The sequence below is a fragment of the Paracoccus versutus genome (genome assembly GCF_029909795.1).
Classification (GTDB): Bacteria; Pseudomonadota; Alphaproteobacteria; order Rhodobacterales; family Rhodobacteraceae; genus Paracoccus; species Paracoccus versutus.
In genome coordinates this window covers 1,251,735-1,277,192 of the sequence record NZ_CP038197.1, presented here as the reverse complement: position 1 = coordinate 1,277,192, position 25,458 = coordinate 1,251,735, and the positions used below count along the sequence as shown (strand labels likewise).

Sequence of the window (25,458 nt, the reverse complement as noted above, 5' to 3'; positions counted from 1 at the left end):
GTAAAAGGTAAAAAGAGTTCCCGTGCCGCGCCCGTTCAGGATTATCCGGCGTAAACTGAGGCTCCGCGCCCGCCGTCAATGGCTGCTGGGGCGCGCGATCCGCCGTCGCCGGCAGTTGCATCCGGTCTGGGACCGCACCGCCCGAATCGCGCCGGGCGACATCCTGCTGTTCATGACCATGCGCAACGAGGCGCCGCGCCTGCCGTGGTTTCTGGACTATTACCGGGCGTTGGGCATCCGGCACTTCCTGGTGGTGGACAACGGCTCGCAGGATGGCGGGCGCGAATACCTGGGCGAGCAGCAGGACGTCTCGGTCTGGCTGACCCATGCCAGCTACAAGGCGGCGCGCTTCGGCATGGACTGGATGAACTGGCTCTTGCACCGCCATGGCGCGGGGCATTGGTGCCTGACGGTCGATCCCGACGAATTCCTGGTCTATCCCCATCACGACACCCGGCCCCTGCAGGCGCTGACCGACTGGCTGGACGCCAGCAACATCCGCGCCTTCTCGGCCATGCTGCTGGACATGTATCCCCAGGGCTCGCTGGCCGCCGAGCCCTATCGCGCCGGGCAGGATCCGTTCCAGATCGCGCGCTGGTTCGACCCGGCCAATTACGTCATCCGCAAGAACGGCGAATACGGCAACCTGTGGATCCAGGGCGGGCCGCGGGCGCGGGCCTTCTTTGCCGACGATCCCGAAAACGCCCCGGCGCTGAACAAGATCCCGCTGGTGCGCTGGCAGCGGGGCCAGGCCTATGTCAGCTCGACCCATATGCTGCTGCCGCGCTCGCTGAACCTGGTTTATGACCAGGACGGCGGCGAAAAGGCCTCGGGTTGCCTGCTGCATGCCAAGTTCCTGTCCAGCTTCGTCGAGAAATCCGCCGAAGAGCTGAGCCGGCGCCAGCATTACGCCGACAGCCAGGAATACCTGGCCTATCACGCCGGGCTGCGCGACGACCCGGATTTCTGGTGCGAGCAGTCCTGCGCGCTGCGGGACTGGCGCCAGCTCGAGGATCTGGGCCTGATCTCCAAGGGGAACTGGGCATGAGCGACGCGCCGGTGCGGCTGGGCGTGGTCATGCTGTGCCACGAGGAACTGCCCATCGCCGCCCGCATGGCGCGGGTCTGGGCCGAGGGCGGGGCGGCGGTCGCGGTCCATGTCGATGCCCGGACGGCCGAGGATGCGGTCCGGCCCATGCGCGCCGGGCTGGCCGACCTGCCGCAGGTGCTGTTCAGCCCGCGCCATCCCTGCGAATGGGGCACCTTCAGCCTGGTGCGCGCCACGCAGGACGCCGCATCCCTGCTGCTCGGGCGGTTCGGGGACGTGACGCATGTGCTGGTCGTCTCGGGCGCCTGCCTGCCCTTGCGGCCGGTGGCGGATCTTTGCGCCTATCTGGCGTCGCATCCCGGACGCGACTTTATCGAAAGCGTGACGGCCGAGGATGTCGGCTGGACCGTCGGCGGGCTGAACGAGGAACGCTTCACCCTGCATTTCCCCTTTTCCTGGCGGCGCCGGCACAAGCTTTTCGACCGCTATGTCGCGCTGCAGCGCCGGCTGGGCTACAAGCGCCGCATCCCGCGAGGCCTGGTGCCGCATCTGGGCTCGCAATGGTGGTGCCTGACGCGGGCCACGCTGGGCGCGATCCTGGCCGATCCGCGCCGGGCCGAGTTCGACCGCTATTTCAGCCGGGTCTGGATCCCGGACGAAAGCTATTTCCAGACCCTCGCCCGCCGCCATTCCAGAAGCATCGAAAGCCGCTCGCTGACGCTGGCCAGGTTCGACGACCAGGGCAAGCCCTATATCTTTTACGACGACCACCTGGAGCTTTTGCAGCAATCGCGCTGCTTTGTCGCGCGCAAGATCTGGCGGGGCGCGGATCGGCTTTACCGGCATTTCCCGCCGGCCGAGGCCGCGGTCCCCCCGGCCGCCGAGCCCCGGCCCGAGCGGGTAGAACGCATCATCGCGCAGGCGGTGGCGCGCCGGCGGCTGGGCCGGCCGGGGCTTTACATGCAAAGCCGCTTTCCGCTGAAGGATCGCGAGAACGGCAAGACCGCCGCGCCCTATGCTCTGTTCCAGGGCTTCACCGACCTGTTCCCCGGTTTCGAATCCTGGCTGGCTGGGCGGATCGACGCCGATGTGCATGGCCATGTCTTCGCCGTGCAGGGCGTCGAGTTCGCCGGCCGCAAGCCGCTGGGGCCGGGGGCGCTGCCCGACAGCGCCGGGCTGCGCGACCTGGACCAGCGCGGCTTCCTGGCCAACCTGATCCGCAGCTCGCAGCGGATGCAGGCCTGGCAATTCAGCCCGCGCGACGGGCAGGAAATGAACTGGTTCCTCGCCACCGATCCCAATGCGCGCATCTTCGTCGTCACCGGCGCCTGGGCCGTGCCGCTGCTGCATTCCGACATGCCCTTCGACGACATCCGCCGGGTCGCTGCCATCCTGCAACGCACCGAACTGGCGCAGATGGAGGTGCTGAACTCGGTCTGGCTCAAGGCGCGCACGCAGGTCTGGGATCTGGGCGATGTCTGCGCCCGGCCCGCGGCCGTGCTGGGCGGCGTCCTGCAAGGGCTGGGCGGCGATGCCCGCGCCGCCGCCGACCTGCCCCGGATGTGCGACATCGCCGGCATGGGGCGGTTCCTGCAAAGGCTGCGCAATGCCGGGCTGCATCCGCGGCTGATGGGGGATTTCCCGGTGGCCGATCCCGCCCCGCCGACCAGCCAAGGAAACCCCGCGCCATGACCCAGCCCTTTCGCAGCTTCGTCATCTTCGCCGAGATGCGCACCGGCTCGAACCTGCTCGAGGCGACGCTGAACGCCGTCAAGCGCGTCACCTGCTTTGGCGAGGCCTTCAACCCCTACATGATGGGCTGGCCCGACAAGGACGAGCTGAAGGGCATCACCATGGCCGAGCGCGAGGCCGATCCCCACCGGCTGCTGGCCGCGATCTTCGACAAGCCGAACCACCTGCCGGGGTTTCGCTATTTCCACGACCACGACCCGCGCGTCTTGGACGCCATCATCGAGGATCGGTCCTGCGCCAAGATCGTGCTGACCCGCAACCCGGTGGACAGCTATGTCTCGACCGCGCTGGCGCGGGCGACGAACCAGTGGAAGCTGAACGAGACCGAGACCCCGATCCCCGCCGCCGTGCGCTTCGACGGCGCCGAGTTCCGGCAGGCGGTGGGCGAGATCGAGGCGTTCCAGCTGAAGGTCATGCACCGGCTGCAAGTGACCGGCCAGGCCGCCTTCTGGCTGGGCTACGAGGATCTGCGCGACGCCGAGGTGATGACCGGCCTTTTGCACTGGCTGGGCCGCACCGACCTGGAGCGGGTCGAGCCGGCCAGCGACCAGGTGCCGCAAAACCCGCGCGAACTGTCCGAGAAGGTCGAGAATTTCGACGAGATGCAGGCGGAACTGGCGCGCCTCGACCCGTTCATGCTGCGCCGCATCCCGAATTTCGAGCCGCGCCGCGGTCCCGCCGTGCCCTCGTTCCTGGGGGCCGAGGCGGGCAGGGGGCTGATCTTCATGCCGGTCAAGGGCGGGCCGACCGGCCGGGTCTCGGACTGGCTGCGGGCGATGGGCGAGGTCGCGGGCGATTTCACCCAGGCCAGCCTGCGGCAATGGAAGCGCCAGCATGGCGGCCATCGCAGTTTCACCGTGCTGCGCCATCCGTTGCTGCGGGCCTGGAAGGCGTTCGAATCGCTGACCCAGGGCAGGAATGCCGAATTGCGCGACCTGCTGCGGCGGATCCATCGCGTGCCGCTGCCGCCCGATCCCGAGCTTGCGGCGCTGGACCAGGGCCGCAAGGCCGAGCTGTTCGCGGCCTTCCTGGACCTGCTGCGCCGCAACCTGAACGGCCAGACCACGCTGCCGACCTATCCCGGCTGGGCCAGCCAGTCCGAGGTGCTGGCCGGTTTCGCCCGTCTCGGCGCCCCCGACATGGTGCTGCGCGAGGCGGACCTGCCGCGCGAGCTGTCCTGGCTCGCCGCCAGCGCCGGCATCGGGGCGCCGGCCGAACCGCCCAAGGCCGAGCCCTTCCCGGATTTCCTGAACGACCAGGAACTGCGCGCCGCGGCGAAAAGGGCCTATCTGCGCGACTACGTCGCCTTCGGCTTTGCCGGCCAGCCCTAGCCTGGCCCGGCCCAGCCGTGACTAGCCCTGCGGGGTCATGGCCTTGCGCTGGCGGTTGCGTTCCAGCCCCAGCTGCCGCTCGCGCCAGATGATCAGGATGCCGGCGGTGATGACCAGCGCCGCGCCTGCCAGCATGACCAGCGTCGGCGCCTCGTCGAAGATGAACCAGCCGATCAGCAGCGCCAGCAGCATCGAGGCATATTCGAAGGGTGCGACCAGCGAGGCATCGGCATAGCGATAGGCCGAGGTCAGCAGGATCTGCCCCAGCCCGCCCAGCAGCCCGATCGTGACCAGCAGCGCGGCGGTCTCGGCATCGGGCCAGACCCAGCCGAAGGGCAGCGTCAGCAGCCCCAGCAGCGTCGACGTGACCGAGAACCAGAACACGATGGCCGAGGTGCGTTCCTCCTGCACCAGCTTGCGCACGAAGATCTGCGCCAGCGCCGTGCAGGCGGCGCCCGACAGCGTGACCATGGCGCCCAGGCTTTCCCTGTAGCCCATGGCGGCGCCGAAGCTCAGCCGCGGCGACAGCACGATGACCACGCCGACCAGCCCCAGCACCACCATGGACAGGCGGAACAGCCGCACGTCCTCGCCCAGGAACATGGCGGCGAAGATCACCGTCAGCAGCGGCGCGGCATAGCCGATGGCCGTGACCTCGGGGAAAGGCAGCAGGGCCAGCGCCCAGAAGCCCAGCCCCATGGCCGCAGTGCCGATCACGCCGCGATAGAAATGCCCCATCGGGCGAAAGGTCTTCAGCCCCACGCCCAGCTCGTGCCGGAAGGCCAGCCAGACCAGGATGACCGGGATGGCGAAAAGCGAGCGGAAGAACACCTGCTGGCCCGGCGGCACGCCCAGGCCCCCTTGGGCGGTGGCCTTGACGATCGAGGCCATGATGGTGAACACCAGCACGCTGAGGCATTTCAGCAGGATGCCGCGCAGCGGGCTTGGGGGCGTATGGATCATGGCAATCGCTCGCATGCCCAGCGTGCCGCATCGGCGACCGCGGGGTCGGGGTCATCGGCCAAGGATTCGGCCAGCGGGCGCAGATGTGCAAGCCCCGAATTGCCGATGGCGTAAAGCACGTTGCGCACCATGCGGTCGCGCCCGATGCGCTTGATCGGGCTGCCCGAGAAACGCTCGCGGAAACCCGCATCGTCCAGCGCCGCCAGTTCCGCCAGCGCCGGCGCGCCATGGGGCCCGTGATAGCGCAGCTCGGTCGCTTCCTGCGCGAACTTGTTCCAGGGGCAGGCGGCCAGGCAATCGTCGCAGCCATAGATGCGGTTGCCCAGGCTCGGCCGCAGCTCGGGGTCGACCGGCCCCTTGTGCTCGATGGTCAGGTAAGAGATGCAGCGCCGCGCATCCAGCTGGTAGGGCGCCGGAAAGGCCCCGGTCGGGCAGGCGTCGAGGCAGGCCCGGCACGAGCCGCAATGGCTGCGTTCCGCCGCGTCCCTGGGCAGCTCCAGCGTGGTGAAGATCGCGCCCAGGAAGAACCAGCTGCCCAGCTCGCGCGACAGCAGGTTGGTGTGCTTGCCCTGCCAGCCCAGGCCCGCCGCCTGGGCCAGCGGCTTTTCCATCACCGGGGCGGTGTCGACAAAGACCTTGATCTCGCAGCCGGTCAGCCCGACCAGCCAGCCGCCCAGGCGCTTGAGCCGTTTCTTGACCAGGTCGTGGTAGTCCTTGCCCTGGGCATAGACGCTGACCGCGCCGCGGTCCTTGTGGCCGATGACCTCCATCGGATCATGCTCGGGCGTGTAGAGCTCGGCCAGCATGATGACCGAACGCGCCTCGGGCCACAGGCTTCCCGGCGAGGCGCGCCAATGCGCCCGCTCGGCCATCCAGCCCATCTGGCCGTGGCGGCCCTGCTCCAGGAAGGCGGCCAGCCGCTCGGGCAGCTGCGGGTTGGCGTCGGGGGCGCAAATGCCAAGGGCCGAGAAACCCTCGGCCCGTGCCTGCTGTTCCAGCCGCGAACGGATCTCCGCCGGGTCGGTCGGCCTAGAAGTCGAGCAGCGCATAATGCGGCGCCGGGTGGACGCCCGGCAGGTGGTCGGCCAAAAGGCTGCGGAAGGCGGGCCGCGACTTGATCTTGGCATACCATTCCTGCACCTCGGCCGAATGGGTCCAGTCCACGTCCGAGATATAGTCGAGGCAGGACAGATGCGCGGCGGCGGTGAAATCGGCCAGCGTCATCACGTCGCCCGCCAGCCAGCGCCGATGTTCCAGCAGGCCCTTCATGTAGTCCAGGTGATAGCGGATTGCCGAAAGCCCGGCCTTGACCGTGCGCGAATCCGGGTAGCCCAGGCGCATCACCTTCTTCCAGACCCGCTCGTTCATCACCGGGCGCGTCACCTCGGCGTTGAACTTGTCATCGAACCAGGCGCAAAGCCGGCGCACCTCGTAGCGCTCGGCCGGCAAGGCCGGCATCAGCGAGGGCTGCGGCTGGATCTCGTCCAGGTATTCGCAGATCGCCTGGCTTTCGGCCAGAAGCCGGCCGTCCATGCGCAGGACCGGCAGCTTGCCCGCCGGGTTGCGGCGCATGATTTCCGAGCCCGGCTCCCAGAAACGGTCCTCGACCAGCTCGACCTCGATGCGCTTTTCGGCCAGCACCAGACGGACCTTGCGGCAAAAGGGCGACAGGGCGACATGGTAAAGGCGAATCGTGGAACTGGGCGAGGGCGTGTTCATGGGTGGAAAAACCGGTTCGTTCTCGGGCTTCCGGTTGATACGCTTGGGGACGCGCAGTTTCAACCGCGATGCGCGGCAGGGCGCGGATCAGCGCCCAAGCCCCAGGCAGGAATCGCGGCCATCCGCCCGGATCGTCTCGGCGCCGCTGACGATCGAACGGGTGCGGGCCGAGCCGGTCTGCGGGTTGCGCGTGCGCGGCGCCGGCAGGATCGAGGCCAGCGCCGCCGCCTGCCGCAGGCTCAGCTTGTCGGGCGTGGTCTTGAAATAATACTCCGAGGCGGCCTTGATGCCAAAGACGCCGCGGCCGAATTCGGCGATGTTCAGGTAGACCTCGACGATGCGGCGCTTGGACCACAGCGCCTCGATCATCGGGGTATAGGTCGTCTCCATCACCTTGCGCGGCCAGCTGCGCCCCTGCCACAGGAAGACGTTCTTCGCCGTCTGCTGGGTGATGGTCGAGGCGCCGCGCGACGAGCCCGAGGCGATCACCCGGCGGATCTCGACCATGTCGAAGCCCCAGTGGTTGCAGAAATTGGCGTCCTCGGCCGCGACCACGGCGCGGACCATATGCGCCGAGACCTGGTCCAGGCCGACCCATTCGCGCGTGGCCCGGCCGGGAAATTCGCGCTGGCCCTGGATGATGGTCCAGGTGGTCGGCGGGTTGATGAAGGAAAACAGAAAGACCAGCACGAACATCAGCGCCAGCAGCCGCGCGCCGATCCAACTGGTCCAGGACCAGAGCCACCGCACCAGGCGGCGCAGCGGCCGCCCGACGCGCAGGCCGCGGCGCCGGCGCGTCACCTGCGCCTCGGGGTTGTCGTCAAGGGTGTCCGTGCGGTGGGGCATGGGGGCGTCCTGTCACGCCCATGCCCCTTGCGTCAAGCGTCAGGCCGAGGGCGAGGGGTCCGATCCCTCCGCCGTGGCCCCAGGGTCCGGCCGGTCCACATGCGGCATGCCGAGTGCCGTGCCCAGCTTGCCGCCGGCAAAGGCCTTGCGCAGGCGATCCTCCTCGGCCTCGGGCAGCGAGCTTTGCAGCACCCGGCCCCTCAGGTGGAAGCTTTCCAGCCGCGCCAGCACCTTGTCGGCGGTCATCTTGCGCACCAGGATGAACACGGCCGAGCCGCCGGGCGGGACGGATTGGCCAAGCTCGCGCATGAAATCGTCGTTGATGCCGATGTCGGACAGCGTGCCGGCGATGGCGCCCGCGCCCGCGCCGACCGCGGCGCCGATCAGCGGGTTGAGGAAGATCAGCCCGACCAGCGTGCCCCAGAAGCCGCCGCCAAGCGCGCCCGCCGCGGTCAGGTTCACGGCCTGGTGCAGCTGGATATCCTCGGCCGAGGGGCGGGTGACGACCACGGCATCCTCGAGCTCGATCAGATATTCCTTCTGCATCTTGACCAGTTCGGTGCGCAGCTCGAAGCCGGTCGCCTCGTCGTCGAAGGCGATGACAAGCAGGTCGGACATGGCGGAAATCCCTCTTGGCTGATGGCGGGCCAACGCCCCGCCCGCATCGCGGGTTCCTTGCTGCGGCACAGGGTCGCGGCCGCCGAAATCCCCGCCTGCTTCTTTCGTGGCCAAATATCCTCGGGGGTCCGGGGGCAGACAGCCCCCGGCCGCGACGGAGCGGCCGGGCGCCGCCGCCCGCCTATTCGCCGCGCGGAAAGCGCTTGGCCTCCTCCAGCACGTTCAGGTCCATGTGGTTGCGCATGTAGCGTTCGGATGCCTTCATCAGCGGCTGGTGGTCCCAGGGGAAATAGGCGCCGTTGCGCAGCGCCTCGTAGACCACCCGGCGCCGGGCCTGGCTTTCGCGCACCTCGGCGTCATAGGCGGCCAGGTCCCAGCGCGCCCCGGCCATGTCCCGCATCCGCGCCAGCACCCCGGCCGCCGCCGGATCGGCGGCGCGGTTCACCCGCTCGTCCGGGTCCGCGGCCAGGTCGAACAGCATCTCGGGATCGGCCGCGCAGGCGATGTATTTCCAGTCGCCGTCGCGCAGGCAGACCAGCGGCGCGATGCTGCCCTCGGCCGCGTATTCCATCGCTACCGGCCCGCGCGCCCCGGCGCCCTGCGCCAGCGACCGCCCGTCGGTCCAGGGCGCGACCTCGGCCATCGAGATGCCGGCAAGTTCGCAGAGCGTCGGCAGCACGTCGATGGTCGAGACCGGCGTGTCCACCCGCCCCGGCGCCATGCCCGGCGCCGCGATCATCAGCGGCACCCGCGCCGCACCCTCGAAGAAGTTCATCTTGAACCACAGCCCGCGGCTGCCCAGCATCTCGCCATGGTCCGACAGGAAGACCACGATCGCCTCCCGCCGGGTGCGCTCCAGCACGTCCAGGATCTCGCCCAGCTTGTCGTCGATATACGAGATATTGGCGAAATAGCCCTGCCTTGCACGGCGGATGTGATCGGGCGTCACCTCAAGGCCCCGCCAGTCGCAGGCATCCATCAGCCGCTGCGAATGCGGGTCCATCCGGTCATATGGGATCGCCTCGGGCGGCTCCAACTCGGGGATGCCCTCGTAGAGATCCCAATACCTCCGCCGGGCGACGAAGGGGTCGTGCGGATGGGTGAAGCTGACGGTTAGGCACCAGGGCCGCGCGTCGCCGCCGCGCGCCAGGTCGTAGAGCTTGCGGGTGGCGTGATAGGCCACCTCGTCGTCGTATTCGTATTGGTTGGTGATCTCGGCCACGCCGGCGCCGGTGACAGAGCCCAGGTTGTGATACCACCAGTCGATGCGCTCGCCGGGGCGGCGGTAATCCGGGGTCCAGCCGAAATCGGCCGGATAGATGTCGGTGGTCAGCCGTTCCTCGAACCCGTGCAGCTGGTCGGGGCCGACGAAATGCATCTTGCCCGACAGGCAGGTCTGCCAGCCCGCCCGGCGCAGGTGATGGGCATAGGTCGGGATGTCCGAGCAGAACTCGGCCGCATTGTCATAGACCCGCGTGCGGCGCGGCAATTGCCCGGACATGAAGCTGGCGCGGCCGGGCGCGCAAAGCGGGCTGCCGGTATAGGCGTTGGCATAGCGGGTCGAGCGCGCGGCCAGCCGGCGCAGATGCGGCACATGCAGGAACTCGGCCGGGCCGTCGGGGAACAGCACCCCCGACAACTGGTCGGCCATCACGATCAGGATATTGGGTCGTTGCAATTACTTCACCGATGCCATGACTGCTTCCGCGCCGGGTTTTCCATCCAGCGTGGTCACGCCGTCAAGCCATGCCGCCACCGCATCCGGGTTCTCGGCGATCCAGCCCTTGGCGGCCTGGGTCGGGTCCATGCCCTCGTCCAGGATCTTGCCCATCAGCAGGTTCTCCATCTCCACGGTAAAGACCAGCTGGCCGAAGAGCCTGGCGGCATTGGGGCAGGCGGCGGCCCATTCCTTGCGGGCCAGCGTGTGGACGGTGGCGCCGCCGTAATCGGGGCCGAATTCCTCGTCGCCGCCCGACAGGTAGGTGATGTCCAGCGCGACGTTCATCGGATGCGGCGCCCAGGCCAGGAAGACCGAGGGCTGGCCGGCGGCATCGTTGCGCTGGACCTGGGCCAGCATGCCCTGTTCGCTCGATTCGACCAGCTCCCAGTCGCCCAGGCCGAACTTGTCCGCCTCGATCATGGCCTGGATGGTCTGGTTCGCCGGCGCGCCCGGCTCGATGCCATAGATCTTGCCCTGGAAGGCGTCCTTGTGGCCGTCGAGATCGGCGAAATCCTGGACGCCCAGGTCCGCGGCCGCAGCGGTGACGGCCAGGGTGAACTTGGCGCCGGTCAGGTTCTGTACCAGCTCCTCGGTCCGGCCCGAAGCGTCGAGGTCGTCGCGGAACTTCTGCTGCGCCGGCATCCAGTTGCCCAGGAATAGGTCGGTATCGCCGTTCTTCAGCGCCTCGTAGCCGACGGGGACCGACAGCGTGCGCAGGTCGGGCGTATAGCCCAGCCCTTGCAGCAGCGCGGTGGCGACGCCGTTGGTCGCGGTGATGTCGGTCCAGCCGGGGTCCGAGAAGCGGACGGTGCCGCAGCTGGCGGGATCGTCCGCCAGCGCGGGCGCGGCGGCAATCAGGGCAAGGGCAAGCGAGGGCAGCAGGGCGGTTCTGGACATGATCGGGCCTCTGGTTTCCTGCCGCGGCCGGGCCGCGGCTTCCTGCGCCATCAGCCCACAGGCGGGATGCGGGATCAAGAGCCGATGCCGGCCCGCCTGCCGCGGATTTCCCGCCATGCGACGTTCCCGGCCTTGACGCGGCGGGCCTGCTCGATCAATGGTGGCGCCGTTCGGGGCCTGTAGCTCAATGGTCAGAGCAGGGCGCTCATAACGCCTGGGTTGGGGGTTCGAGTCCCTCCGGGCCTACCACGAACATTTTATAGAATTGATATATAACGGAAATTTCGCGCGTGGGGCAGTATCCGCCTTGCCGTGGGTCACTTCCCCGTTCCCGGAATGATCTTCTCCAGCCGGTCCACAACCTGTTCGGCAAGCAGCGCGCGCTCGGCCGCCCTGATGTAGATTCGCGTCTCGGAGCTTCCCATTTCATGGCCCAGCAGCACGTCGATTTCGCCGCTTGTAGCCCCTCCCGAGGTCAGAATTGCCGATAGCCCCTTGCGCACCCCATGAAGGCTGCGGCCATGCAGGCCGGCATTTATAGCCCAGTCGCGGAACTTGTTTCCGAGCCCGGCTGCCGTGAAGGGCGCCCCGTAGCCGTTGAGGATATAGGTCATATTCCCGCTGCCGCGCAGTTCGCTGACCAATCCTGCCGGCATGGGCATCTCCACGGTGCCATGCGGCGCTTTCGCTTGCTTCCAGCGCAGCCAAACCCGGCCATCGCGGATGAATTCGTTCTGTCGCCCGAGCCGGCATAGGTCACCGCGGCGCGCTGTGGTGGACATCGCGAGTATGAGCGTTCGCCGCGCCATCGAGCCTGGCTTGTGAAAGTCGAGAAACTGCCCGAAATCGTCAGCAGACCACGGCGCAAACCCATCGGTCTTGACCCGGTTCCGCTTCACGTCGCGGGTGGGATTGTCGCAGTCAACATGCTCGCGCTGGATGCCCCATTTGTAGAGGGCCGAGATGGCTTTCAACAGGTTGTCAGCCGCCCCAGGTGTGGCCATCAGCTTATCATGCAGCTTGATGACCGCGCTGCGCGGCATCGCGGCGTCTTTCTGGCCATATTCCTCCACCAGCCGGGCCAAGTGGTGTCGGTGGCCCTTCAGCGTCAGGGGTGAGGCAAGATTTGTCGCCACGCGCTGCTCAAGGTCCCTGAGGTAGAGACCGACCAGCCATTCGACCGATCCCTTGATCGCGGTGCTTTTCGGAACCGGCGCCCCGTCACGCAGGCTGGCATAATTCTCAAGGAACTCCCTGCTGCCCGGCTCGCCTTTCAATGTCACCTTCACCTTGCCGCGCCGAAACCGGTAGCGGACGGCACCAGAGGGCAAGCGTTCTTCGGTGACAAAGGGCAGGCGCATCAGGTCCACGGTTCAGGTTTCCCCGCATCCTGTGCCGTATTTTCTGACGTGTCTACATCGGTCGTGACAACGCGAACCATGCCGTCGCGCGGGAACTCGACGGCCGCAATCCGCAGCCCGGCCTTTCGCACCAGCGCGATGGCTTTCAGGGTTGCCGATTCGGTCGGCGAATAGCGGCGTCTCGTGGCCATCAGACCACCTCCCCATTAACAGGCTTCTCCCCCTCGGCGGTCGGCAGAAACCCGGTGCCGCGCAGCCATTCCCATTCGTCATCGGTGCCGAGGTATTCGACCCATTCGCCCTCCCCGCGCATCTGGCCGGCGCCGGGCTGTTTGATCCAGCGGTCAGTCATGGTCGCGGCCCTCCGACAGCGCGCGCAACTCGGGATCGAGCGGATCGAGACCCTTCTCGGCCCGCCACGGTTCAAAGCTGTGATCGCCGTCCAGGACCATGCGCATGGCCATGACCGCGACTTGCACGGCCTCCTTGCGCACCCGGTCCGCGCTTTCCTCAAACGTGGCCGTCGCCAGTTCGCCGACCTCCTCGACCAGAGCGGCGAAGGTGACGTTCTTGCCGGGGAATTTCGCGCGGGCGCGGGTCAGCTCGGCGAGGATTTCGCCGGCCAGGAGTTCCTCGCGCGATGCAAGACGGACCTCTGGCGCAGCCCGCCGAGGCGCCTCCTCGGCCGGTCCCTGCCATGTGCTGCGGCCGATCTCGACGGATACGATAGGGCTGGTCATGCTTCATGCTCCCAGCAGGAGATATCCGCCTCGGCGCAGGCTTCCGGCCCGTCCTCGCGCTGATCGGGCGCGGCCCAATAGGTCGGCGCGACCTCCCGGGCGTATTTCTCAATCGAGGATCCGTCAGCGAACTCGGTGCCACCGATCAGCACCATGTGATTGACGAAGCGCTCGATGAATTCGGCTTCCGTGATGTCGCTGGTCATGCGTCACCGCCTTCCGCGGCTTTCGCCCAGGCCGCGATCTCGGGCTCATCGCTGCCGCTGAACCGCCAGGGCATCGGGGAAAGCTGATGCGCGACCTGCCATTCGTCGATTGCGGCGCGGACGCGGGATTGCAGGTCGAGGTTGATGGCGGGCGTGAAATCCAGGATCGGCGATCCATCCTCGTCGCACTGGTCATAGAGGGATTCCTCGGCTGCCTCGAAGAAACAGCCCTGGCTGAAGAATTCCGACACCCGGACGGGCCATTTAGTGGCTCGCATGATCCATACATGCTCCTCGGCCTTGGCGCCATCCTCGGCCTCCTCTCGAGTGGCATAGGGGCCGCCGTGCCAGACCTCCGTGTCATTCGAGGAATACCAGGCGGTGTCGCTGGCCGTCAGTTGTTCGATGGTTTTCATGCGGTCCTCCGCAGCTTCTGGTTTTCGGGTTGATCGGCATCGAGGAGGTCGAAGAGGCTGGGCATGCCGGCCTCGCGCGAGGCGGCCTCGACGTATTTGCAGCCGTCGAGCCAGTAGCCCTTGTTCAGCTCGACCCCGATGCCCTTGCGGCCGAGCTTCACGGCCCGGAAGGGCACGGTCATGAGCCCGCCGAACGGGTCGTAGACCCATTCGCCCGGCTCTGTGTATTGGGCGATGGCCCGGTCCACGATGTCGTATTGCAGCGGGCAGAGGTGCATTTCGTTGCCCTTGCGCGCCTGCTCGGCGTTGATGGTCATCATGCGCGCGACATCGGTCCAGACGTCGGGATGCGCGCTGTGGGGGGGCAGCAGCATGAAGGTCGGCGGCAGCCGGCCCTTCTTTTCGAGGGCTTCGCCGATGCGGACGTGATGCTCGAAATCGTAGACCTGCTGCAGGTTGTAGGCCTTCCAGACCTTGTAGACCTGGTCCGCGTCCAGCCCCTCCAGTTCCTCGGGCAGCAGGGTCCGGTCGCCGTTCGACCGCATGTAGCCGTGCGCATCGATCTGCCAGCGCGCCCGGCTATAGCCCAGCTCGTGCTTCCAGTTCTTGGCCTCGGGGTCCCATTCCTTCTTGGCCTTCTTGACCGGCCTGTCGGCATAGCCGTTGCTGGTGTCGCTGGGTGGCCGGCGGAAGATCAGCAGGTATTCCGGGACGCCGCAGCCCATGCGGCTGCCGTCCTTGCACTGTTCCGACCAGCCCAGGCGATAGGTCTGGTTGTTCTCGCGCACGACATCGGTCGTGATGGTCTTCATGCCGAGGTAGGCAAAACCATGGCGCTGGAACTCGCGCACGCAATCCATGTGCAGGGTCGAGAGGGTCTGGAAACCGAAGCCGTTGATGCCCCCGGGGATGATCCGGTCCTTGACGTGGATCGCGCAGATCCGGCCCGGCTCCAGCACGCGCAGCAGCTCGGGGATCAGGAACCCCATCTGCTGCCAGAAATGCGGATCGTCGTCGGTATGGCCGAAATCCGCATAGTTCGGGCTGTATTCGTATTGGGTGCTGAACGGGATCGAGGTGACGATCAGCTGCACCGACGCATCGGGCATGCTGCGGGTCTCGGCCACGCAATCGTTGTGGACGCAGCGGTAATCCGGTCCCGAGGCCTCGACCCGCTCGACGCCCAGGGCGCGGACCAGCGCCTGCTGCATCGCGACCTCGGACAGGCCGAATTCCTTGATGATGCCGATCATTTTCTGAACCATCTCCTCGTGCTGACGCCATTTCCGCTCGAGGCTGCGGCGCACCTCGCGCTCGGCCTCGGTGTAGATCAGGTCCAGCCGCACGCTGTCGGCGGTCTGGCCGAAGCGCCGCAGGCGGTGGACCGCCTGGATGAAGTCATTGAATTTGAAGCCGATGCCGAGGAACACGGACCAGGCGCAATGCCGCTGCAGGTTGGTCCCGCTGCCCAGCATCACCGGCTTGGCGCCCATCTCCTGCACCCGGCCGTCGGCGAAATCGCCGATCAGCTCCTCGCGCTGGTCGAGGTCCTGCGAGCCGTAGACCGTGGCCAACTGCCGGTGAGGTTCGACGTCGGGGACTGGCGCCCCTGGAAGAGCCTCGAGGATGTGCAGGCCGCCTGCCGTGACGCCGCAGAACCGCCAGCCGGCCTGTTTGAAGCAGTATCCCGGATTGGGGGACTGCACCGCATCGGCATTGACATAGGTATAGAGCCGTTCGCCGGGCCAGCGGCGCCAAGCAATCGCCATGGCTTCGAGCAGGAGGGAGGACGATAGGGTCTCGCCCTCGTTGCGGAAGAAAGCGCAGTTGACGCCGGTTTCGCCGGAGCCGTCGATGAACTTGCGCCAGGCCAGTGCGGCGCGGCCGCACCGTGACAGCAGGACCGTCTTCTCGCCGGGGCCGCAAAACAGCTTCCGCTCGCGGCCATCGGCATATTGGTAGCAGGAATAATGCCGCTCGTAGAGCGCCAGCGCCGATTGGTCACCGTCCTTGGTTTCCAGCCAATGCCCATAGGCCACGGCAGGGATCGCCTTCTCCAGCGCGGCGCGCTCGGCCTCCAGATCGTGCCAGATGATCCGGTGCGCGGCCGGGTCCTCGGCCCGGATCTCCATCAGCTTTTCGACCCGCGCCGGCAGGCTCTCGCGCTTCTCGCGCGCCGCGGCGGACAGATCGGCCGTCGCGTCCTTGAACATGCGCTTTTGGCCGCTCTTCTCAATGGCGGCGCCGGCCAGGTGATCGACCGGCAGCTCGTGCCAGCGCACGTCGAGCGGCGGCAGGTCGTAGCCCTCGTCCGAAAACGCCGGGTCCAGATCGCTGGGCCGGGTGACGAACAGCGCCCAGGACGCGACCCAGAGCCAAAATTCCCGCTCTTTATGGGGATGCAAGGTGAGTTTGTCGGCCTTTTCCGAGTTGCGCTTGAAGAACCGGGTCTTGGCCTGGCCGATATCCATCACGTCAAGGAAGCCGGCATAGGACAGCAGCTCGATATAGTCGTTCGGGCTGGGCGTCGCGGTGGCGACGAATCGATAGGGCACGCCGGCGGTCTTGATCCGGTTCGACTGGTCGCGCCGGTCGTCGCCGGCGAACAGCGCCATGAACTCCCGGAAGGTCTTGGTGCCGCCGAAGCCGCGCAGGATCGCCGCCTCGTCGAGGCTGACGCCGATGAACGGATCGGGCTGGACCTTGCCCTCTCGCACCGATTCGTAATTGGTGAGGTAGATGCCCGGGCCGTCGACCTGATCACTGTCGCGGATGAATTTCAGGTCCAGGGCATAGCTGCCCCGGAACCGCTCCTGCGCCTCGCGCATGAACTCGCGCCGAACGCCGAGCGGGGCGGTGATCAGCGTCGGCCGGCCCGTCGTCTCGGTCAGCACGCGCATCGTCTCCAGCTGCGTCGCGGTTTTGTGCAGGCCGAAGCTCGCGAACCATGCGCGCCGGCCGCCCTGCAGGCCCCAGCTCACCATGCGGCGCGTGTGCGGTTTCAGGGCGGGGTTCAGGGTTGCCTCATCCACCTGCATGCCGCCGAAGCGCGGCGCGATGGCGGCTTTCGCGCGCAGGAAATCGTCATAGGAGGGCTGCTGTCCCATCGCTCACGTCCTCATCGGCATGAGGACGACCGTCAGGTCCGGGTCTTCGGTCAGAATCAGGGCGGCGTCGCTCGCGGTGCTGGCCTCGATGCGCAGGGTGTCGAAGATCTGCGCAATCTCGCGGACATAGCCTTCGTTGAAGCCGATGGCGAAATCCCCGTCGGCTTCGATCGGTATCTCGACATCAATCCCGAGGCCGACGCTGTTCAGGCTGGCGACGCGCTTGCCCAGGTCGAACTTCAGGGCGTCCCGCAGGAGATGCATTCTCCTGGTGTTCGGGAACCGCCGCAGCAAGGCGCGATTGATCACGGCATAGCCGCGCATCGTGCTGCGGTTTGGTATGACCCGCGTGTAATCGGGATAGGCGCCGTCGATGCATTTGACCGTCAGCGTCCAGCCGTCGCCGGAAATCTGCATCAGCAGCGGGCTGGTCGAGCCGCCGATCCGCAGCGGCTGATTGCCGCCGTCGGCCATCAGGTTGCGCAGCGCTGCCACCGAGTAGCGGGGGAAGATCAGGTCGGGCAGGGGCCATTCGGCATCGGTCTGATACAGCGCCAGCCGATGGCCATCCGTCGCTGTGGCCGCCAGACGCCCCTCGCGACCATGCATATAGATGCCGTTCAGATAATAGCGCGTCTCCTCGGTCGAGATGGCCCACCGCACGCGGCCGATCATCTTGGCAAGCGCTGCTTCCGGTATGCTGACCCACGACATGCCCTTGGTGCTGGGCGCCGTCGGCCAATCCGAGGCCGGGCAAAGCAACTGGACGCGGGCAACCGCCGGGCCGATCCGCAGCGTCGCGACATTCCCGTCCATGGTGATGCTGACGCTGTCGTCGCGCTCAGCGCCGGTCAGCAGCGCGAGCAGCAGGCGCGCGTCGATCACGAAGGGCTCGCCCTCGGTGCAGGTGGCCGGGCAGTCCACCATCAGCCAGCTATCGAGGTTGGTGCTTTCGATCCGCAGCTTGTCGTTCAGCGGCTCGATACGCAGGCACCCAAGGACCGGGACGGTATTGCGCCGTTCGACCACGAAGGCCGCCGCGTTCACCGCGCGGCGCAGATCCGCGACGGTGCAGGTGATCCCGGCCGTGGCGGCGGGCTTGATGGGCTCCATCAGGGTCATGGTGGCCTCAAAAACTTTGGCCGAACCGGCCGGATTGCAGAAAAAAGCCCCCGGCCCGAGCAGAAGCCGGGGGCCAGTGAAGCCCGGCGGGACAGGCGCGTCGCGACCGGACGAATTCGGGAGGGAGAGGGCGAAGCTATCGCTTCAGATGCGGCCCGAAGGGCCGAGGATCGAGTGCGTATTCGGCTTTCAGGGCGGCGAGTATCGCCCGCGAGATGCGCTGCGCCTCGGAGATGCTCATCTTGTCGACCGGCACGCGCGCCATCTCGCGGCCCGTATGCCGGTCGAGGATCAGGCCATCTCGACCCTCGACGAACATGGTCTTGGTGGCGCCCGCGTCCTGCATCAGAACCCCTCGCTGCGCAGGTTGGCCGGGCGGTGGCGCTGGCGCTGCATCACGCCGTGCGCGCTGGCGGCGACCATGTAGGCCAGGCGCCGCAGGCTTTCCGGTGCCGCATCCGCCAACTCGGCATTGGCGATGATGGTGCGCGCATCGGAGACCGCGCGCGGGGTCACAATGAGGGAGGGGAGTTGCATCAGGCGCTCCATCCAAGGGTTGCGGATGGAGGTAAAGCTATGCGGTAAATTAACCGCCGTCAATTATAAAAATGGTATTATTACCGCACAACGTTGGTGAGCGTGACTGGGCTATGTGCTATTCGCGCAGATGTGATGGGTTGATGCATGGGCGGTTGTTCGCCTAATGTTCTCACATGGCATCGTGCGGAGGTGGTATGACGGAGGACGAGTTTATGACCGAGGTTCGTTCGCTTGCCGTGCCGCAGCAGCGCCAGGTTCTTGCTGAGTTGCGTCGGATGAATCTTGTGCCAAGCGAACAGTTGCGAGAGCCGCTTCAGCGGCTTGCGCGCGGCGCTCGGACGGGACTTGACGAAGCTCCCTGAGGATTTGTCTTTCTAGATCCGTGAGTGCCGTCCGCTCGCCGTGGCCAGTGGCAAGCCATTCTTCGGTGACGCCGAGCACGTTGGCGACAGAGCGCAGCGATTCTTGCCTGACAGAGGCAGCGGTTCCGGCAACGACGGCTCTTCGCCAGTTTCGTATCAGATCGCTGCGTGGCTTACCTGTCGCCTCGTTAGAGATGGCTTGGTCAGACATGGGCCTCCCGTCACGCATTGGGCGGGCAAGGTCAATCCGGGCGAGTATTTCTTCGAGTTGCGACATGCGGTCAACTTACCGCTGCTTTCGGGATTGTGCATGCGGTTAGAAAACCGTTGACAAAGCGGTAAATAAACCGCATCCATCCCTCATGATCGACGTTAACACACTCATCGCTAGAGCGGACGAATACAAGATCGCTGCCGGACTTTCGGAAGATAAGACCGTGTCGCATCGAGTTTTTGGAGACAGCAAGAAGCTGACTTCGCTGCGCAAAGGAGCGGACATCACGGTCGGCCGCTTCAATGCCGCGATGGCGTGGTTCGATCAAAATTGGCCGAGCCCTCAACCCGCCGCCACGGCGGCACAACCCCAAGAGCATCCTCATGTCCCTGATCTGCAAAGTCCCTGATCGTCCCCGATCTGTCCTGCCTTCGCGGCAAATGTCCTTCACGCCCCCTGTCGGGGGGCGCGGCCGCTCGGCTGCTGCGCGTCGCCGGGCGCATGTCCATGCGCAGCGCGATACCGACGATTTCCTGCGGCGCTGGTCGATGCTGATGATCGTCAGCTTCGCCACCGCCGAGGCCTGCGGCCAGCATTTCGGCGTGACCAAGCAGACCGGCTGCAACTGGCGCGAGGGCACGCATCGTCCCTGCGGCGATGCCGTGGATTTCGCCATGCAGACGCTGCCCCGCTACGCCGAGATCATGTGGGGGTGATGATGGGTTTCGGGCTTTCAGGTTGCCCGGGGCGGGGGAGTAAGCCGGGGCGCAGCACCTGGTCCACCCGTCACGATTCCGGCCGCCTCGGGCGGGATTGACCGGGATCGTGGAACCTGCGGCTGGCCCGGCCGAGAGCCGCCCCGAGGCGGCAGGGCAAAAACACACGCCGGATCGAGGCAGCGGGTCAGGGCGTGTCAGGCGGGGCGGCCAATCCTCCTCCCTCGGGTCGCCCCGCCGATCAACGCGCCAAGAGGATTTGACCATGCACGCTCACCCCCGGGACCTGAAAAGCAACACTGCGGCGCGGCTCATGTCGGTTGCCGCGATCCGGGCGCGGCTGTCCATGCTTGCGGTGGCCTATGCGGCCCGCATCGGTGCGGTGAACATGAATGATGTCCTCGCGACGGCATCCGCGGTCGTCGCAGTGTTCGGCGAGGATCACGACCTGTCGCGCGAAATGCGCAGCTTCGTCGATAGCCTGCCCGAGTTGCGCCGCCATGTTCCCGATCTGGCGGCCGCCGGTGATCGGCTGATCCGGGCGGTCGAGCGCACGACCTGGCCCGATGATGCTGGGAGGGCCGATATCCATGGCTGATCCGCTGCGCCTCTCGCTCGCCGACCAGGCGATGATCCATGCCCTGGGCGTGCTGTCCCGGCCGCCGATCACGGATCGGTCCGGTCTCGACATGGTCGTCGGCATCATGCGCGACCTGATGCCGGGCGTGACGCGCGAGAACCCGCGCCTGCTGGGGTTGACCCAGACGGCCGATCAGTTCCTGTCCTGCCGCGTCTCGGTGCCGGGATGCTACGGCAGCCTGCATGACCGGGCGTGGAAGATGATGAACGACTGGGACCGCCGCCAGCTGGCAGCGGCCTGGGACAAGGCTCGAGGCGCGGCATGATCAAGGCCATTGCCGGAAAGGGCGCGAACAGGGCCCGGGCGATCTGCGACTACTGCGGCCGGGAAGAGGTCGTGACCTGCGACTATCTCGGCCGGTCCAACGGAGCCCAAAAGCCGAATGTTGGCCAGATCAACAGGAAGCTGACCGGGCAAGGCTGGGACGTTCGGAGCGGAAAGCTGCATTGCCCGTCCTGCGCGGCCCACAAGCGAGCCTTTGCACAACAGGAAAAGCAGGAGCTGACGGTGTCCCAGACCAACGCCGAGACGCGCGATCCGCCCGAGGCGTCGCGCGAACAGAAACGCCTGATCATCATGGCGCTGGAAGAGGCGTATGATGTCTCGGCGCAGCGATATCGGGGCGGCCAGACCGACGCGACCCTCGCGTCCGAGCTGGGCAATGGCATTCGCGCGGGATGGGTCGCGGAAAAGCGCGAGGAGCTGTTTGGACCCGCGGGCGGAAACGAGGAGATCGACGCGATCCGCGGCGAGGTCGAGGCGATCGATGCCGCCATGGCCGAAGGGCTCGAGGTCTTGCGCAAGGATATCACCAACCGGATTTCGGCGCTGTCCAAGAGGATCGATGCGGTGTGTGCCGCGGTCGGTCCGCGTGCCGGGAAGGTGTGAGATGCGCACACACCGGGACCGACATGGCAATGCGTATCGCGCGGGCGCCCGTGAGGGTGTCGGGGACTTCCTTGCCGACCTTCTGGCGCTGACGCCGCCATCAACCCATGACGATCTGAAAAAGCTGGCCCGCAACGTGCTGTCCCGGCCGAAATATCGGCGGGTTTCCCAGAAAACCGCGATGAATGGAGGTCCCAATGTCGCCAAGCAATAGCCGCGAGAACGGGGCGCACACGCCTCTTGAGGGCCATCTCATCCGTGAGAACGCGATGCTCCGGCGCCGCCTCGATGCCTTGGAGAGCGAGGTTCGGCTGCTCGCAAGTTCGCTGCGCCGGATGAAAAACCGGCTCGATGATCAGTTGCAAGCGGACGGGGCTATTCGGTGATCATGCGCCTCTCAAGCTTGAATATCAGCTCTTCGAGCGTATCCAGCTCCTCTTCGATGTCGTCCTCGCTGATGTCGCAGGCCGGGTTGGTTTCCTGCTGCATGCGCATGAATGATCGCTGCTTCTCGGCCGCTTCGCGCATGTCGGCGACAACGATTTCGCGCATGCCCGGGAACTTGTCATCGAGCGTATCCAAGACTGCCAGGAGAGCGGTCTCCAGCGCTCCTGTGGTTCGCCTATGGCCATGGTGCAGTCCATACAGGTTGTCGATATCGTCCGCCATCTCGGCGATTTCCTCATCGCTCAGTTTGTTTGCCATCCCGCTGGTTCCTTCGCGTCGTGGGGTGGTTATGGGCACCGGGCTGCAATCCCGGTGCCCAACAATAGACAGCTATTTCAGGGCGGTGGTAGGGCTTAACTGCGGCGAGGTCGCCAAGCCATGACGCAGGACGATCACCGCCTCGACGAAGCCAAGGCCATGCCCATCGCCGATGTGGTGGCGGGGCTGGAGCTATCCGGCCTGGTGCGCACCGGCGGCGAACTGGTCGGGCCGTGCCCGCAATGCGGTGGCCGGGATCGCTTCGGCGTCAACCTGAAGGACGGGGTGTTCACCTGCCGCAAGGAATGCGGCCCGCACGCCCGGGGCGACCAGATCGCGCTGGTGCAGCATGTGCTGGGGCTGGATTTCCGCGCCGCGCTGGAATGGCTCTGCGGGCCGGCTCAAGGCCTGTCCGATGCCGAGCGCGCCGAGCGGCGGCGCAAGGCCGAAGAGAATCGGCGCAAGCAGGCCGATATCGCCCGGCGGGCGCGCGAGAACTCGATCCGGGCCGCGCGGGATATCTGGTTCGCCGCCGGCCTGGCCGAGGGCACTCTGGTGCGCGACTACCTGACCCTGCGCGGCATCGTTCCCGGGCTCTATCCCGATCTGCCGCAGGTTCTGCGCTTCGATCCTGCGGCGCGTTACATGATCCCGGTCGAGGGCAAGGCGCAGGAATGGCAGACCGTGCATGTCGGGCCGGCCATGGTCGCGGCGGTTGTCGATGCCGGCAACCGGGTCACCGCAGTGCATCGCACCTGGCTCGACCTGGATCAGCCCAAGGGCAAGCTGGTGCTGCCCGATCCGCGCAAGCCGGGCGAGATGCTGCCCAGCAAGAAGGTGCTGGGCTCGAAGAAGGGGTCCGTCATCCGGTTCCTGACGCCGCAGGACTGCGACACCATGATCATGGCCGAGGGGGTCGAGACGACCCTTTCCGCCCTGATCGCGGAGGCCATGCCCCGGCGCTGCGCCTATTGGTGCGGCGTTGACCTGGGCAACATGGCCGGGCGCATGCAGCGCGGTCCCGGCCTGAAATATGCCGGCCTGCCCGACATGGACGATTCCGAGGCCTGGCTGCCGCCGGTCTGGGTTCAGCGGCTGATCTTCGTCCAGGACGGGGACAGCGATCCGAAACTGACGCGCGCCAAGCTCCTCGCGGGGCTGCGGCGCGCCAAGATCAAGCGGCCGGGCCTGCGGGGCTACATCGTCCACGCGGGCGACGGCCGCGATCTCAACGACATCCTGATGGGACAGCGAGATGAGTGACGAGCAGGAGATTGTGAACGCCGTAAACCGATTCGAGGTGATGTTTCGCGGTATCGCGGGCCTCGACGATCTGTCGATTTCCGAAACGCGAGGCCTGTTCATCGCACTTTCGGACCTCATTGCAGAAATCGTGGTCAGCTGCAGCGACGAGGCCGACCCGTTCCTTGACCTGATCCGGGCGAAGATCGAGCGGTTGCGGGCGGTGGATGACACCCGGATCGATCGGGAGCGGCTGCAATGACCGATACCAATGATGACGACGCGCTCGGGCAGGTCCGGGCCGTGATGAGCAATGCCGAAGAGGTCGATCTGCCCGAGGGGATGGAGCCTGACGGCCATGATGACGGCTACCCGGATAACTATGCTCCCCCGCCACCCCCGCCAGATGAAGGCGGCGGCGAAGGTGAGCCCGAAGATCCGGTTTCCCGCGCCTCGCGCGAGCCGCTGAACGATCTCGGTAATGCCCGGCGTTTCGTCATCCATTTCGGCGACGATATCCTGTTCGTTTCACAGGTCGGCTGGTTCGTCTGGGATGGGAGCCGCTGGCGGAAGGACGACGAGATCAGCCGCGATGTGTCGCCGCTGATCCGGGCGCAGGCGCATAAGGTGTCCACACTTATCCTGCAGGAAATCGATTGGCTCCAGCCTAATGACCGGGACCGGAAGCTGATCGAAGAGGATCGGGATCTCAAGGTCCGGCGGCGCGAGATTGAGAACGCACCCGGTTATGCGGCCGACGAATCGCTGATGAAGGAACTGGCCTCCATCGAAGCACGATTGCGCGCTCTTGATGCTGCCTTGAAGTCCTATCGAAATCTGACGACCCGTCGGCTGACCTGGGCGAAGGATGCCGGAAACTCCACCCGGATAGCGCACATGATCGCCGAGGCTCGGGTCATGCTGGCCCGTGCGGTCGATGATATGGATCAGGGCGCACTCGACGTGAACACCCTGTCGGGCGTTCTGCGCTTCACCCGCATCCCCAACGATCCGGAAGCCGGCATGACCGGCATGTCCAGCGTCGAACTGATCCCGCACGACCGGGCGCAGCTGCTGACGAAGATCATGCCGGTGATCTATGATCCGGACGCCAAATGCCCGCGTTTCGACAGCTTTCTTGAGCAGATACAGCCGAATATCGAGATGCGCCGGTTCCTGCAGCGATGGTTCGGCCTCTCCATGACCGGGCTGGCCGTGCAGAAGCTCGCATTCTTCCATGGCGGCGGCGCCAACGGAAAATCCGTTCTGGTCGACCTGATGGCGAGGATATTCGGCGATTATTCAGCCTCTGCCCGCATCGAATCGCTGACCGGAAAGAACAAGAAATCCGGTTCAGATTCGCAGCCGGACCTGATGCCCCTGATCGCCGCCCGCTTCGTGCGAACGTCGGAGCCGGAGGATGGCGAACGCCTGCAAGAGGGTCTGGTCAAGGCCCTGACCGGCGGCGAGCCGATGATGATCCGGGCGCTCTACAGCGACTTCATCATCTTCCGGCCGATCTTCAAGCTGACCATTTCCGGCAACCACCTGCCCGAGATCCGCGGCGGAGACGACGGTATCTGGCGCAGGGTCATGCTGGTGAACTTCCCGGTCCAGATCCCGGAGAAGAAGCGCATTCCGAAGGATGAACTGGACGAAATCCTCTGGCAGGAGCGGTCCGGTATCCTCAACTGGCTCATTCAGGGGCTGATCGACTTCCTCGACGGCGGCCTTCAGGAACCGGATGAGGTCACCAGCGCAACCGAGGGCTACCGGGCCGAAAGCGATCCGATTGGCACCTTCCTCGGCGATGCCACGGTGGTGACCGGGCTCGAGGGCGATTTCATGACCGCCCGGGAACTGATCGAGGCCTTCAACTTCTGGATCGAAGAGCGGGGCGAGACGCGCTGGGGCAATCGCACGGTGTCGAACAAGCTCAAGGCCAAGTCCGGCACATGGCGGCATCCCGACACGAACAAGACCTTCGCGCCCGGGAAATCGGGCGTCACAGGCTATCGCGGCATTCGGCTCGATGACACGTTCCTTTCCCGCAAGCGCTCGGCCGAGGCGTCGTCGTCCCAATCCTCCTGGGGAGGTTCGCCACGATGACCCCGCACCCCATTCTTCACCTTCAATCGACCTGGCGGGCCTGCGGGCCCGTCACGCGTCTTTGCGCCATCGCATCGTTGTTGGGCCTGACGGGCCTGACGGGCGGCGGCGGTGGGCTTGAAATCCTTCGGGGGTCAGGGGGTGCCGTTTGCGCAATATCAACGGCTTAACCACGATTTTTGGGCCTGACGGGCCTG

General features: G+C 66.3%; 31 protein-coding genes and 1 tRNA gene. 14 read left to right on the top strand and 18 right to left on the bottom strand.

What is annotated here, in order from left to right; translation table 11 throughout:
• Positions 1-22 precede the first annotated feature (22 nt).
• The 3 genes from E3U25_RS17540 to E3U25_RS17530 are packed head-to-tail and all read left to right on the top strand — an operon-like array spanning position 23 to position 4,130.
• Positions 23-1,048 carry a glycosyltransferase family 2 protein gene (locus tag E3U25_RS17540; RefSeq protein WP_083539053.1) on the top strand — a complete coding sequence of 342 codons (1,026 nt, stop codon included), beginning with the start codon at positions 23-25 and terminating at the stop codon, positions 1,046-1,048.
• A complete protein-coding gene (locus E3U25_RS17535; RefSeq protein ID WP_181180862.1) occupies positions 1,045-2,739 on the top strand; it encodes a DUF5927 domain-containing protein in 1,695 nt (564 codons plus the stop codon). The genes E3U25_RS17540 and E3U25_RS17535 overlap by 4 nt, the downstream gene beginning before the upstream one ends.
• Positions 2,736-4,130 (top strand): hypothetical protein, encoded by a 1,395-nt coding sequence (locus E3U25_RS17530; protein ID WP_116222047.1) that lies wholly within the window; start codon positions 2,736-2,738, stop codon positions 4,128-4,130. The genes E3U25_RS17535 and E3U25_RS17530 overlap by 4 nt, the downstream gene beginning before the upstream one ends.
• A gap of 21 nt (positions 4,131-4,151) precedes the next feature.
• Here E3U25_RS17530 and E3U25_RS17525 read toward each other — a convergent pair whose 3' ends face one another.
• The 7 genes from E3U25_RS17525 to choX all read right to left on the bottom strand — a co-directional run bounded on the left by E3U25_RS17525 (position 4,152) and on the right by choX (position 10,893).
• Positions 4,152-5,093, bottom strand: coding sequence for a DMT family transporter (locus tag E3U25_RS17525; protein ID WP_036752370.1), 942 nt, complete (start codon positions 5,091-5,093; stop codon positions 4,152-4,154).
• Entirely contained in the window at positions 5,090-6,142 is a 1,053-nt protein-coding gene (gene queG, locus E3U25_RS17520; protein ID WP_052095774.1) for a tRNA epoxyqueuosine(34) reductase QueG, read from the bottom strand. The genes E3U25_RS17525 and queG overlap by 4 nt, the downstream gene beginning before the upstream one ends.
• Positions 6,123-6,812 carry an FtsZ-binding protein FzlA gene (gene fzlA, locus E3U25_RS17515; RefSeq protein WP_036752368.1) on the bottom strand — a complete coding sequence of 230 codons (690 nt, stop codon included), beginning with the start codon at positions 6,810-6,812 and terminating at the stop codon, positions 6,123-6,125. The genes queG and fzlA overlap by 20 nt, the downstream gene beginning before the upstream one ends.
• 87 nt (positions 6,813-6,899) lie before the next feature.
• Positions 6,900-7,658, bottom strand: a complete 759-nt coding sequence (gene mtgA, locus E3U25_RS17510) for a monofunctional biosynthetic peptidoglycan transglycosylase (protein WP_072461646.1) — start codon at positions 7,656-7,658, stop codon at positions 6,900-6,902.
• 39 nt (positions 7,659-7,697) lie between these two features.
• Positions 7,698-8,276, bottom strand: coding sequence for a DUF1269 domain-containing protein (locus E3U25_RS17505; protein WP_072461645.1), 579 nt, complete (start codon positions 8,274-8,276; stop codon positions 7,698-7,700).
• 181 nt (positions 8,277-8,457) lie between these two features.
• Positions 8,458-9,954: a choline-sulfatase gene (gene betC, locus E3U25_RS17500; protein ID WP_116222048.1), complete on the bottom strand. Its 1,497-nt coding sequence runs from the start codon at positions 9,952-9,954 to the stop codon at positions 8,458-8,460.
• Positions 9,955-10,893 carry a choline ABC transporter substrate-binding protein gene (gene choX, locus E3U25_RS17495; protein WP_116222433.1) on the bottom strand — a complete coding sequence of 313 codons (939 nt, stop codon included), beginning with the start codon at positions 10,891-10,893 and terminating at the stop codon, positions 9,955-9,957.
• Between the two features lie 173 nt (positions 10,894-11,066).
• Here choX and E3U25_RS17490 point away from each other — a divergent pair.
• Positions 11,067-11,142, top strand: a tRNA-Ile gene (locus E3U25_RS17490).
• A 68-nt stretch (positions 11,143-11,210) separates the two neighbouring features.
• Here E3U25_RS17490 and E3U25_RS17485 read toward each other — a convergent pair.
• The 10 genes from E3U25_RS17485 to E3U25_RS17440 all read right to left on the bottom strand — a co-directional run bounded on the left by E3U25_RS17485 (position 11,211) and on the right by E3U25_RS17440 (position 18,382).
• On the bottom strand, positions 11,211-12,254 hold the full coding sequence (locus E3U25_RS17485) for a tyrosine-type recombinase/integrase (protein ID WP_338117757.1): 1,044 nt from the start codon (positions 12,252-12,254) through the stop codon (positions 11,211-11,213).
• Positions 12,254-12,445 carry a hypothetical protein gene (locus E3U25_RS17480; RefSeq protein ID WP_147304511.1) on the bottom strand — a complete coding sequence of 64 codons (192 nt, stop codon included), beginning with the start codon at positions 12,443-12,445 and terminating at the stop codon, positions 12,254-12,256. The genes E3U25_RS17485 and E3U25_RS17480 overlap by 1 nt, the downstream gene beginning before the upstream one ends.
• Entirely contained in the window at positions 12,445-12,606 is a 162-nt protein-coding gene (locus tag E3U25_RS17475) for a hypothetical protein (protein WP_166435533.1), read from the bottom strand. Before E3U25_RS17475 ends, E3U25_RS17480 begins: the two co-directional genes overlap by 1 nt.
• Positions 12,599-12,994: a hypothetical protein gene (locus E3U25_RS17470; RefSeq protein WP_116222050.1), complete on the bottom strand. Its 396-nt coding sequence runs from the start codon at positions 12,992-12,994 to the stop codon at positions 12,599-12,601. The genes E3U25_RS17475 and E3U25_RS17470 overlap by 8 nt, the downstream gene beginning before the upstream one ends.
• Complete coding sequence (locus E3U25_RS17465; protein WP_116222051.1) at positions 12,991-13,200, bottom strand: hypothetical protein; 210 nt, start codon at positions 13,198-13,200, stop codon at positions 12,991-12,993. Before E3U25_RS17465 ends, E3U25_RS17470 begins: the two co-directional genes overlap by 4 nt.
• A complete protein-coding gene (locus E3U25_RS17460) occupies positions 13,197-13,616 on the bottom strand; it encodes a hypothetical protein (RefSeq protein ID WP_116222052.1) in 420 nt (139 codons plus the stop codon). Before E3U25_RS17460 ends, E3U25_RS17465 begins: the two co-directional genes overlap by 4 nt.
• Positions 13,613-16,723, bottom strand: coding sequence for a DNA methyltransferase (locus tag E3U25_RS17455; RefSeq protein ID WP_244295174.1), 3,111 nt, complete (start codon positions 16,721-16,723; stop codon positions 13,613-13,615). The genes E3U25_RS17460 and E3U25_RS17455 overlap by 4 nt, the downstream gene beginning before the upstream one ends.
• A gap of 3 nt (positions 16,724-16,726) precedes the next feature.
• Positions 16,727-17,845 (bottom strand): DNA polymerase III subunit beta, encoded by a 1,119-nt coding sequence (locus tag E3U25_RS17450; RefSeq protein WP_116222053.1) that lies wholly within the window; start codon positions 17,843-17,845, stop codon positions 16,727-16,729.
• A gap of 136 nt (positions 17,846-17,981) precedes the next feature.
• A complete protein-coding gene (locus E3U25_RS17445; RefSeq protein WP_116222054.1) occupies positions 17,982-18,191 on the bottom strand; it encodes a hypothetical protein in 210 nt (69 codons plus the stop codon).
• Positions 18,191-18,382, bottom strand: a complete 192-nt coding sequence (locus E3U25_RS17440) for a hypothetical protein (protein ID WP_147304512.1) — start codon at positions 18,380-18,382, stop codon at positions 18,191-18,193. Before E3U25_RS17440 ends, E3U25_RS17445 begins: the two co-directional genes overlap by 1 nt.
• 197 nt (positions 18,383-18,579) lie before the next feature.
• On the opposite strand from E3U25_RS17440, the gene E3U25_RS17435 reads away from it, so the two are divergent.
• The 7 genes from E3U25_RS17435 (at position 18,580) to E3U25_RS17405 (ending at position 21,591) form a co-directional block, all read left to right on the top strand.
• Entirely contained in the window at positions 18,580-18,747 is a 168-nt protein-coding gene (locus E3U25_RS17435) for a hypothetical protein (protein ID WP_166435534.1), read from the top strand.
• A 362-nt stretch (positions 18,748-19,109) separates the two neighbouring features.
• Positions 19,110-19,370: a hypothetical protein gene (locus E3U25_RS17430; protein ID WP_147304513.1), complete on the top strand. Its 261-nt coding sequence runs from the start codon at positions 19,110-19,112 to the stop codon at positions 19,368-19,370.
• 31 nt (positions 19,371-19,401) lie between these two features.
• A complete protein-coding gene (locus E3U25_RS17425; protein WP_116222056.1) occupies positions 19,402-19,677 on the top strand; it encodes a hypothetical protein in 276 nt (91 codons plus the stop codon).
• Between the two features lie 265 nt (positions 19,678-19,942).
• Positions 19,943-20,275, top strand: a complete 333-nt coding sequence (locus E3U25_RS17420) for a hypothetical protein (RefSeq protein ID WP_147304514.1) — start codon at positions 19,943-19,945, stop codon at positions 20,273-20,275.
• Positions 20,268-20,582 (top strand): hypothetical protein, encoded by a 315-nt coding sequence (locus E3U25_RS17415; protein WP_166435535.1) that lies wholly within the window; start codon positions 20,268-20,270, stop codon positions 20,580-20,582. The genes E3U25_RS17420 and E3U25_RS17415 overlap by 8 nt, the downstream gene beginning before the upstream one ends.
• Positions 20,579-21,205 (top strand): hypothetical protein, encoded by a 627-nt coding sequence (locus tag E3U25_RS17410; protein ID WP_116222058.1) that lies wholly within the window; start codon positions 20,579-20,581, stop codon positions 21,203-21,205. The genes E3U25_RS17415 and E3U25_RS17410 overlap by 4 nt, the downstream gene beginning before the upstream one ends.
• A gap of 197 nt (positions 21,206-21,402) precedes the next feature.
• Positions 21,403-21,591, top strand: a complete 189-nt coding sequence (locus E3U25_RS17405) for a hypothetical protein (RefSeq protein ID WP_147304515.1) — start codon at positions 21,403-21,405, stop codon at positions 21,589-21,591.
• On the opposite strand, the gene E3U25_RS17400 is transcribed toward E3U25_RS17405, so the two are convergent.
• The gene (locus E3U25_RS17400) at positions 21,581-21,910 is read right to left on the bottom strand and encodes a hypothetical protein (RefSeq protein WP_116222060.1); all 330 of its coding nucleotides are present in this window, start codon (positions 21,908-21,910) and stop codon (positions 21,581-21,583) included. The two genes, E3U25_RS17405 and E3U25_RS17400, sit on opposite strands and share 11 nt — an antisense overlap.
• A 120-nt stretch (positions 21,911-22,030) precedes the next feature.
• Here E3U25_RS17400 and E3U25_RS17395 point away from each other — a divergent pair, with 120 nt between their 5' ends.
• From E3U25_RS17395 to E3U25_RS17385, 3 genes are read left to right on the top strand one after another with little or no spacing between them, the layout of a single operon-like run.
• The gene (locus E3U25_RS17395) at positions 22,031-23,173 is read left to right on the top strand and encodes a DUF7146 domain-containing protein (RefSeq protein ID WP_116222061.1); all 1,143 of its coding nucleotides are present in this window, start codon (positions 22,031-22,033) and stop codon (positions 23,171-23,173) included.
• Positions 23,166-23,414: a hypothetical protein gene (locus tag E3U25_RS17390; protein ID WP_116222062.1), complete on the top strand. Its 249-nt coding sequence runs from the start codon at positions 23,166-23,168 to the stop codon at positions 23,412-23,414. Before E3U25_RS17395 ends, E3U25_RS17390 begins: the two co-directional genes overlap by 8 nt.
• Entirely contained in the window at positions 23,411-25,261 is a 1,851-nt protein-coding gene (locus tag E3U25_RS17385; RefSeq protein WP_116222063.1) for a DNA primase family protein, read from the top strand. The genes E3U25_RS17390 and E3U25_RS17385 overlap by 4 nt, the downstream gene beginning before the upstream one ends.
• Positions 25,262-25,458 lie beyond the last annotated feature (197 nt).